Source organism: Mucilaginibacter sp. UR6-11 (assembly GCF_020880695.1).
Classification (GTDB): Bacteria; Bacteroidota; Bacteroidia; order Sphingobacteriales; family Sphingobacteriaceae; genus Mucilaginibacter.
Genome location: NZ_JAJIWO010000002.1, coordinates 425,122 through 434,333, shown reverse-complemented (window position 1 = coordinate 434,333; position 9,212 = coordinate 425,122). Strand labels below are relative to the sequence as shown.

The window sequence follows — 9,212 nt, the reverse complement described above, 5'->3', positions numbered from 1 at the left end:
CCGTGGCAAGCGTTGGGGCCGTTGTTAAACTGGCGGATGTTTCGCCATTTACAAAACCGGCATAACTGGCCGTTAATGTGGGAACTGCGTCACCGTAAGCCTTGCTTTGATTATCAGCTGTTATAGTTAACTGCGCTTTGCCTATGGTTAAGGTGCCGGGCGCATAACTGATAGTATAGTCACTATCCATTGCCCCGCCTGCTGTAATTGCATACGTATTTACCGGTGAAGAGCTGGTGGCTGTGGTTGTTAGCGTTGGCGCGGTAGTTAAATTCGCTGGTGTGTCACTATTTACAAAACCGATATAGTTGGCTGTCAAAGCCGGTAACGCCGCACCGTAAATCTTAACCTGATTGTCTGCAGTTATAGTTAATGGTACTGCGTTAACTGATAGCGTGCCTGAAACGTAGGTTATGCTGTAGTTCGCTGATACCGCGCTGCTTGCTGAAATTGTGTACGGGCTGCCCGCTACATGCGATGCAACGGTTGCCGTAGTACTCAATACCGGTTGTGTGGTTAAGCTGTCCACCGTTTCGCCATTTACAAAACCGCTATAACTAACTGTTAACGTCGGAACAGCAGCTCCATAGGCTTTGTTCAGGCTATCAACCTTAATTGTTAACGGCGCCCGGGTTATGTCTCCGGTGGTGGTTGCCGATGTTGTACTCAATGTATATTTATCTTTATCTGCACCGGCAAGTACAAAACTGGTCGCGGTAACTGCTTTACCACCGGCAGCATCTTTTGTATCATAAGTTGCCGTTCCGGTTACGGTTACAGAATCTGCTCCATTTATTCCGGCAAGCGCATAATTGGCAGCTGCTAATGTGGCGCCGGTTAAACCGTTATAAACACGTGCGATTGTTGGTGAAGCGTTTAAAGTCAATGTCAGCGCCTTTTTGTCAATCGTTAATAGCTGAGCTTTTTGTGCAGCAACCATATAGTTTGAATCAGCTGCCTGATCTGCGTAAATTGTTACGGTACCCGGTTTAATGATATGTACCTTATTATTTACAATGCTTGCAATAGTGCTGTCACTGCTGCTGTATATAATTGCCGCATTTCCGTTGGTACTGGTTGCCGCCGGATCAAAATCTGCTGCTCCATAGGTAACAGAAGCTGTTGAAGCATACGTAATTGCCGGGGTACCGGCATTAACCGCGATACTTAAAGCTTTTGAGCCTGTAAAGCTACTGCTATCTGTAGCTGTAATAGTGAAATTAAAGGTGCCGCTGCCGGTTGGACTGCCGCTGATTATAGCGTTACCGCTATCCGCGCTAATGCTTAAACCGGCAGGTAAAGCACCGGACGTTACTGCAAAGGTATAAGGCGATGTTCCACCAGATCCGGTTATGGTCTGGCTATAGCTTGAACCAACGGTGGCCGCGGCCAGTGATGCCTGATCGACCACCACTTCTGCCAGGTTATTAATGGTAATGGTAAATTGTTTTTCAAATGTTAATAAGCCGCTATCGGTCACTTTAACCCTTACGGTATAACTTGACTTTGTCTCATAATCAGGGCTTGCATTTATCTTCAATGAATCATTAACGATAGTAAAGGCGCTGTTATCGGTATCTCCGGTACCCGTTATCAGTTGGTAGCTCATTGCCCCGCCTTCGGCATCCGTAGCTGTGAAGGTACCGATTGTGGAAGCCGCTGCTACATTTTCATTTATTAATGTTGCACTTAGGGCGATATCTGTAGGGGCAGTGTTATTAGGTATCCCATAATAAGTCATTTGGCTGCCTTCAATAGCAGCGCGCTCGGTAGGACCATAAACTTTCGGGAATAACGCCATCTCGCTAATGGTACCGTTAAAGAATACCCCACCGCCCGAAAAGGTTTGTGAAGAACCAATGGCTATTGATGGCACCGCTGTTCTGGCGCCACTATTTAATATGGCTGATCCATCAGCCAGGCTATTTGTGTATAGATCGATATAGCCGGTTGAGTCTGTTCGCGTCCACGAGTTTTGCCTGATTAGTCCATTGGTAACACCGATCGCTGTGGCGACTGAATTATCAGCAGGACCATTACCTGCCGTGAATTTGCCGTTATATACCCCAAACCCAAAATCAGTGGTACCTCCCGGTTGTTCAGATCCGAATATACCATTCATGGTATACCAGGCGCCAGGCACGTCTGCACTTTGGTTAGCAGGTGTAGCATTGTATACTACAGAACCACTCAAATCATTGTTAAATATTGTTGCGGTAACTATCAAATTATTAGATCCGCCAAATTTAATTGCCGGCAGGTTATCATGGCTGTCCACATCAACAACTCCCGCATGAATAATCTCGGGTTGCATTGCCGTATTTCCCTGGATACCATTGGTGGCGTTTCCACTCTGGTCGTACCAGACAGCCACTGTAGCCGATTGCGTTGCTATAATGCCGCTAAGCAAATTGGCTGTTACTCCCGTTGCCGCATCATTATAATTACTATATGCCGCAGAAATGGGCGAGCTTAGGGAAAACGTTTTGTTAGCCGTGGTATCTGGATATACGTCGTAATAATTAGAACCTATCGCTATACGCGCCAGCGGGCCCGCATAATTTGAAGCCAATAACCGAAGCGAATAGGCCCCGGCTCCAGCAGTGGTATTGGTAAGTCCTAACTTATTTAATGTAATGGGTTGTGCGGATACGCTACTTGCAGGAATAGTAACTGATTGGCTGATTGAGCCACTAACCAGTGTAATATCGCCCGAGTAAGAACCTATACCTGTGGTTGCTGCCAACCGTACATACACCGGTGTTGAAGCAATATTGCCCGCGGCGCCAATGGTTATAGCCGGCCTAAACGTAATACTGTCTGTACTTACTTCAAACCCGGTTGGTGCAGTTATTAAAATCCCCTGTGCGACACTGATGGCTGCAACATTAAACCTCACCGTTGCAGATGGTGTACCATAGCCGGCACTTAAGGCGGTTACGTTCGCCGTGTTTGATACGATAATTGAAGGTACCGCATAATAGATTTGCTGATTTAACTCTAAAGCCTGACGATCTGCTGTTGGTATAGCATTAAAGAATAAAGTAAATTCTGACAGGTTACCTATCAAACTGTTGCCGCCGCTGCCTATTGCACCGATAGTAATATTACCGGTTCCGTCACCCTGAGATTCTGTATAAGGCGTACTGTTTACGCCGTTTACAGAAACAAAAGTACCGTCAGGCGTACCATAATTCATTACTGCACTATATACCAGCTGGTTGCCGGTATTAGTGGCCGGTGTGCTGTTGGTACCCCCGCCGTTAGATAGTCCGAACGATATACCGCTGCCGCCCCAATACAACAACTGGAACCTGTCCCAGTTCCCGTTATCAGATCCCCATAAAGCCTGGTTGCCTGATTGTACTGTATTCTGATATACCGCATTAACCACCGCGTTAGGATGGTCAACCCGGCCAAAAGTTTGCGGGATAACTAAAAATTGTGCACCTGAATAAATAAGTGTTGGCAGGCCATTAACTTTATCAACAACGCCGCCACTTATAATTTCAGGCTGATTACCGGGCGATGCTTGTACAGCATGATTACCGCTTGCGGATTGGTCATACCAGGTTACCACCGTAGCCGAGCTGCTGCCGATCACGCTGCTTAATAAGTTAGTCGTCGCGCCCGTTAGTGTTGCGTTATAGGCGGTATAGGCAGCCGATACCGGCGAGTTTAATGAAAATGTTTTAGCACTTGTTGTGTCGGGATATACATCATAATAATTACTGCCAACCGTAATGCGCACCAGCGGGCCGGTATAAGTACTGCTTAATAAACGTAGCGAGTACCCTCCTGCTGCAGGATCACTGGCGGTAAGCCCCACTTTATCTAATATGGCCGAAGTACTAAAAGTTTGATCCGCACCGTAACCCGTCCCTTCTGAATTGGTGGCAAACGCCCGGTAATGGTAGGTTGTGCCGGCGGTCAGATTTATCGCATTTACAGAGATAGCGCCTACATCACTGCCCGCTGTTAATACATTGTCGGCAGTAATAGTTGGGTTACCGGTTTGATTGTATACAATGCCTTTACTGGTTATTGCGTGCCCGGCATCCGAGGTAGCATTGCCGGTAAGTGTTGCAGTGCTTACCGTAACGGCAATTGGTGCGCCTGTTGTAACTATTGCATCGCCTAAGCCATAATAGGTATATTGATTGCTTTCCATCGATTGCCTGTGTGGCGTAGAAAGCGCGGTCGAAAACAAAGTTACTTCAGGCAGATAGCCATCAAAAAAATCTCCGCCGCCATCCCATCGCGTACCAATAACAATTGGATTATCTACCGATTGATTAACAGTCGCGCTGCCAGGTGTTGACGCAGTACCGTTAACATATAAATTTACATTGGCCCCGTCATAAACACCTGTCGCATTAAAAGGCGAGGTTGGGAAATCACTGGTGTAATTTGCCAGTTGCCAACCAGGGATATGGATAGCATACGCCAAAGTTCCGTTAAAACGACCCAAGAAAAAGCCAATAGCGCCGCCGGTATAGATTTGTGATATGATAGCCGGATAGCTCCCCTGCGAATTAATGTTTTGCGCCACAGCGTTTGAAGTAGATGCGCCTTCTATAGTTACGTTGTTGGCAGATCTGAAATAGTTAGCCGACTGGCCTAAAAAACGCAGCGCCGGGCGGCCATTTTGGGTATAAACGATACCTCCGTTTATAATAGCTGGTTGATTGCTTGTAGTGGCCTGCAAAACATCGTTGCCAATACCGCCCTGATCATACCAGATAGCTACGGTTGCCTGGTTATTACCTATAATGCTGCTTAATAAATTAGTGGTTACCCCGGTTTTGGTATCGTTATAATTACTGTACGCTGTGGATATTGGTGAGGTTAATGAAAAAGCTTTATTGGCGGTTGTATCCGGATAAACATCATAATAACTACTGCCAACTGTAATACGCGCCAACGGGCCGGTATAAGTACTGCTTAACAAACGCATTGAATAAGCGCCAGTTGCCGGGGTAGTAGCTGCCAGCCCGGCCTTATCCAGGTAATTTGGTACAGCGATAACCTTACTTACCGGGATAGCCACGTTTACACTCTGTGAGCCGATACTGCTTAAAACGACATTACCAGAGTAACTACCGATGGCGGTAGCAGCCGCTAACCTGATATATACAGCGCTATCTGCAAGATTACCTGCAGCACCCACATTTACAGTGGATGCAAAAGTGATATTATCCTTGCTGACTTCAAAACCCGCCGGTGGGGTAACTGTTATCGGGTTAACAAGCCTGGCGCCGGATACTATAAGCGTATCGCTGGCAGAAGCAGTACCTATAGACGTGGTTAAAGCTGCTAAAGTCCCGCTTGTTGATATGCTGCCCGGTACGGTTAAATTATAGTAACTAATCTGATTATTTTCGACCGCTGTTCTTTTTGCGGATGAAAGCTCGGACGCAAATAAGATCGCTTCCGGAATATATCCGTCAAATGCCTCCTGGTTGTCCCAGCGCGCACCTATCCTGAAAGGATTGGTGATTGTTACGCCGGCATTTGCAGAAGCGGGCGGTGAAGCTACCTGATTAACGTATAAATTAACTGCGGTGCCGCCATAGGTACCTGTTGCAACAAAAGGTGTGGTAGGAAAATCGCCGTTATAATTTGATTGTTGAAAGCCCGGTGCATAGATAGCAAAGCCCATAGTAGTGCCAAAATGGCCCAAAAAGAACCCAATTGCCCCTCCGGTATAAATCTGACTAAGGAGGGATGCATAACTGTTATAGGTATTAATGTTTTGCGCTACAGCGTTAGTTGTTACGGCTCCTGCAATCGTTACATTTTTAACGGTTTGAAAATAAGTTGATGCCGGAGATGAAAACCTAAGCGCCGGCCGGCCATTTTCATTATCGATAGTACCGGCATTAATAATCTCAGGCTGTTGCGATTGGTTTGTTTGTACAGCGTCATTAGCGTTTCCGGTTTGATCATACCAGGTAACAACCGTTGCATTTGTGGCCCCCGAAACAATAGAGCTTAATAAATTTGCCGTTGCGCCGGTTTGCACATCGTTATAATTTGTGTACACTGCCGAAATCGGCGAGGTTAAAGAGAATGACTTGTCAGTCGTAGCATCCGGATAAACGTCGTAATACGCATTATTGATATTAATACGCGCAAGCGGCCCCGTATAAGTACTGCTTAACAAACGCAACGAATAGTCACCTGTTGCCAATGTGCTGCTGGTAAGCCCTAATTTATCCAGTATGTTTGGTGCCGATAGTGTTGTAAATGTCTGGTCTTCGCCATACGCAGTACCTACTGAATTAGTAGCAAATGCGCGGAAATGATAAACCGTAAGCGGAGTAAGCGCAGTAATATTTGTTAAAATATCGCCGGTTCCGGTTCCGTTGGTTACCACACTATCAGCAGTTATTGTTGGATTTGCCGTTAAACCATAAACAATACCTTTGCTTGTTACGGGGTTGGCAAAATCTGATATTACTTTGCCGGGAAGTGTTACTCCTTCAACAGTAATACTTAATACCGGTTTGGTAACCACATAAGGCAGGCCTAAACCAAAATAAGTATACTGGCTTCCTTCCATCGCCTGGAGATCCGAAGCAGCCAAGCCTGCTGTGAATAGCGTTACTTCGGGTATATATCCGTCAAAATATTCACCACTGTCATATTTCCTGCCGATGAGCAACGGATTGGTACTGCTTACGCGGTTTGAAGCACCCGAAGCGTTTTGCTGAACCCTGTTAACATACAGGTCAATAGCGTTATTACTATAAACACCGGTAGCAATAAAAGGCGATGTCGGGAAGTCATTAACGTCAAAGTTTGATTGCTGCCAGCCTGGTACATACATCGCATAACTGAAAGTTGTGCCAAAATGACCCAGGAAGAACCCAATGGTGTTCCCCTGAAAAACCTGCGTTAATATAGCCGCTGTATTATTGGGTGTGCTGATATTCTGTGCTACGGTGTTAGCGGTTGAGCCGTCTGCAATTGTTACATTATTATTTGATTGCAGGTAGCTTCCGGATGATGCCGTGAATCTTAGTGCCGGTTTACCATTTTCGGTATAAATAATACCGCCGTTAATAATAGCGGGCTGATTGCCTGCCGACGCCTGTATAGCATCAGTTCCATTACCGCTTTGATCAAACCATATGGCAACAGTTGCAATTGTCGAACCTGATATAATCGAACTTAATGTATTACCTGTCGCCCCGCTACCCGCGTCATTGTAGTTAGCATATGCAGCGGAGATTGGCGAGTTTACCGAAAAATTCCTGTCGGCCGAAGCATCCGGATATACATCATAATAGTTACCGCCTGCATTAATACGGGCCAACGGGCCGGTATAAGTAGTACTTAATAAACGCAGCGCGTAGGTGGCTGCGGTACTGTTTACGTTACTGTTCAGGCCCAATTTATCCAGCGTGTTTAGCCCTATTGTAGTTACGTTAGCCGGGTTGCCGGCAGCTGGCGTTGTCAGATATCTTTCCGTACCGCCTGATCCGTTAAACTCAACAGTCATTAACCGGTAAGTTGTGTTGCCTGTTAAACCTACAACGTTAGCAGTGGTACCGGTACCATTATAAATACAATACCAGCCAGACGAACCTATTTGCGTACCCGATCCAAAAATAGGGTTAGCTGTATAGGTAACGCCAGGATCAGGCAAGGGGCTGCCTGTTAATGACGCCGACATAAATACGGCCCTTGCTGCACCGTCTCCATTTATCCAGTTTACGGTTGTAGCCAGGGCGGCGGTAGCTGTAAAAGTAACATTAGTCGCCTGCGTAGTTGGCGGCAATGGCGCGCGGTACACCGTTATTGTATAGTTATTAACCGCCACACTGTCCTGCGCCTTTATTTTTACATCAATTGCATTGGCACCAACAGCTAATGTCAGCGCGGCTGATGCTGTACCATTTGTTACGGGATAATAACCACTCCCGTTTACCTGTACCTGCACAACTGCATCTACGCTGGCCGGGGTTGGTGTTACAGTGATAGTTGATACCGCATTGTCTACTATATCGATATAATTGTTTGTTGTTGCCGAAAAACCCGGATTTAAAGCGCCGTCACTTATACTTAGTGCCGATAACATGGCGTTGCTTGATACGATGGCGTAAACAGCCTTTTGATGCTGTTCCATTGCCAAACGGTCAGTATTAGACAGTACGCTGTTAAACGCCAGGATCTCACTAATATAACCGTCAAGAGGCTCGAAATAAACCCCTTCAGTACCCGTGCTTAATTTATTGGGGACACCCTTAGCATTACCTATCATAGGCTGCAAAGCGCCATCGCGCCAGGCCATATCAGGGTCAGACTGGGGCTCAACAACGGTAAAATTCTCTACCCTTGTAACAGACCAGGGTGCGCTATAGTAATAATTCCAACCGTCTGTATACCAGCCGTCATTATTGCCATATGGCCCGATTAACCAATTACTAGTCCCTTGTATAGCTCTTCTTGCACCGCCATTATTTGAATTGCTGCCCGCCACCGTATTTACAGTTAACGGGGTTGTATTGAGATAGTCGGCACCGCTATAAGCAAGGCCATCATCATCGTGATATAAAGTTGGCAGGCCATTGCGCCGGTATATGGTTCCGGCATTGACAATTGAAGGTTGTCGCGATGAATTGGTTTGGGTAAGATTTCTTGTATTGCCACTTTGATCATACCATATGGTAACATATCCATTATTACTACCAACAAACGCTTTCAGGGCGGTTGTATCCAGATAGCCCCCGGGCGTAAAGCCGATGTCCTGCACAGCATCGTCATTGCTGCGCCTTACCTGTATAGCTACCCCCGAATAAGTTGAGCTTAATTTATTTAAACTATATGCCGCCACCGCGGGCGCATCTGCCGAAAGGCCCGCAATATCAAGCGTATTAACTTGTGCAACTACCTGGTGAGTAAATAAAGAGGCGAATAAAATCGCGGCAACAAGTAAAAGTTTCTTCATATAGCTGTATTAATCAATAATTTATATTAGCGTAATCTCCGCTAAAGCCATAAGGGATAGCCATAGCCTGTGTTTATGCCAGAATTTAATTTAACGTTTATAGTATGTCCGGGTATAGGTTTTAATGGTGCCCCCGGGCCAGATAATTGTACTTTGAAAATCAGGTGCAAAAGCACAGCTGCCTATAAAATGCCGGTAGCTAAGACAGGTTGGTGTAAGAATATCTTTAGAAGGATTTACCATGACTTTTCTTTGT

General features: G+C 46.0%; 1 protein-coding gene. It reads right to left on the bottom strand.

The features are described 5' to 3' along the window. Positions 1 to 8,956: MBG domain-containing protein (locus LJ658_RS07295; protein WP_230545820.1), on the bottom strand; the 8,956-nt coding region annotated here is incomplete at its 3' end. Positions 8,957 to 9,212: the final 256 nt, after the last annotated feature.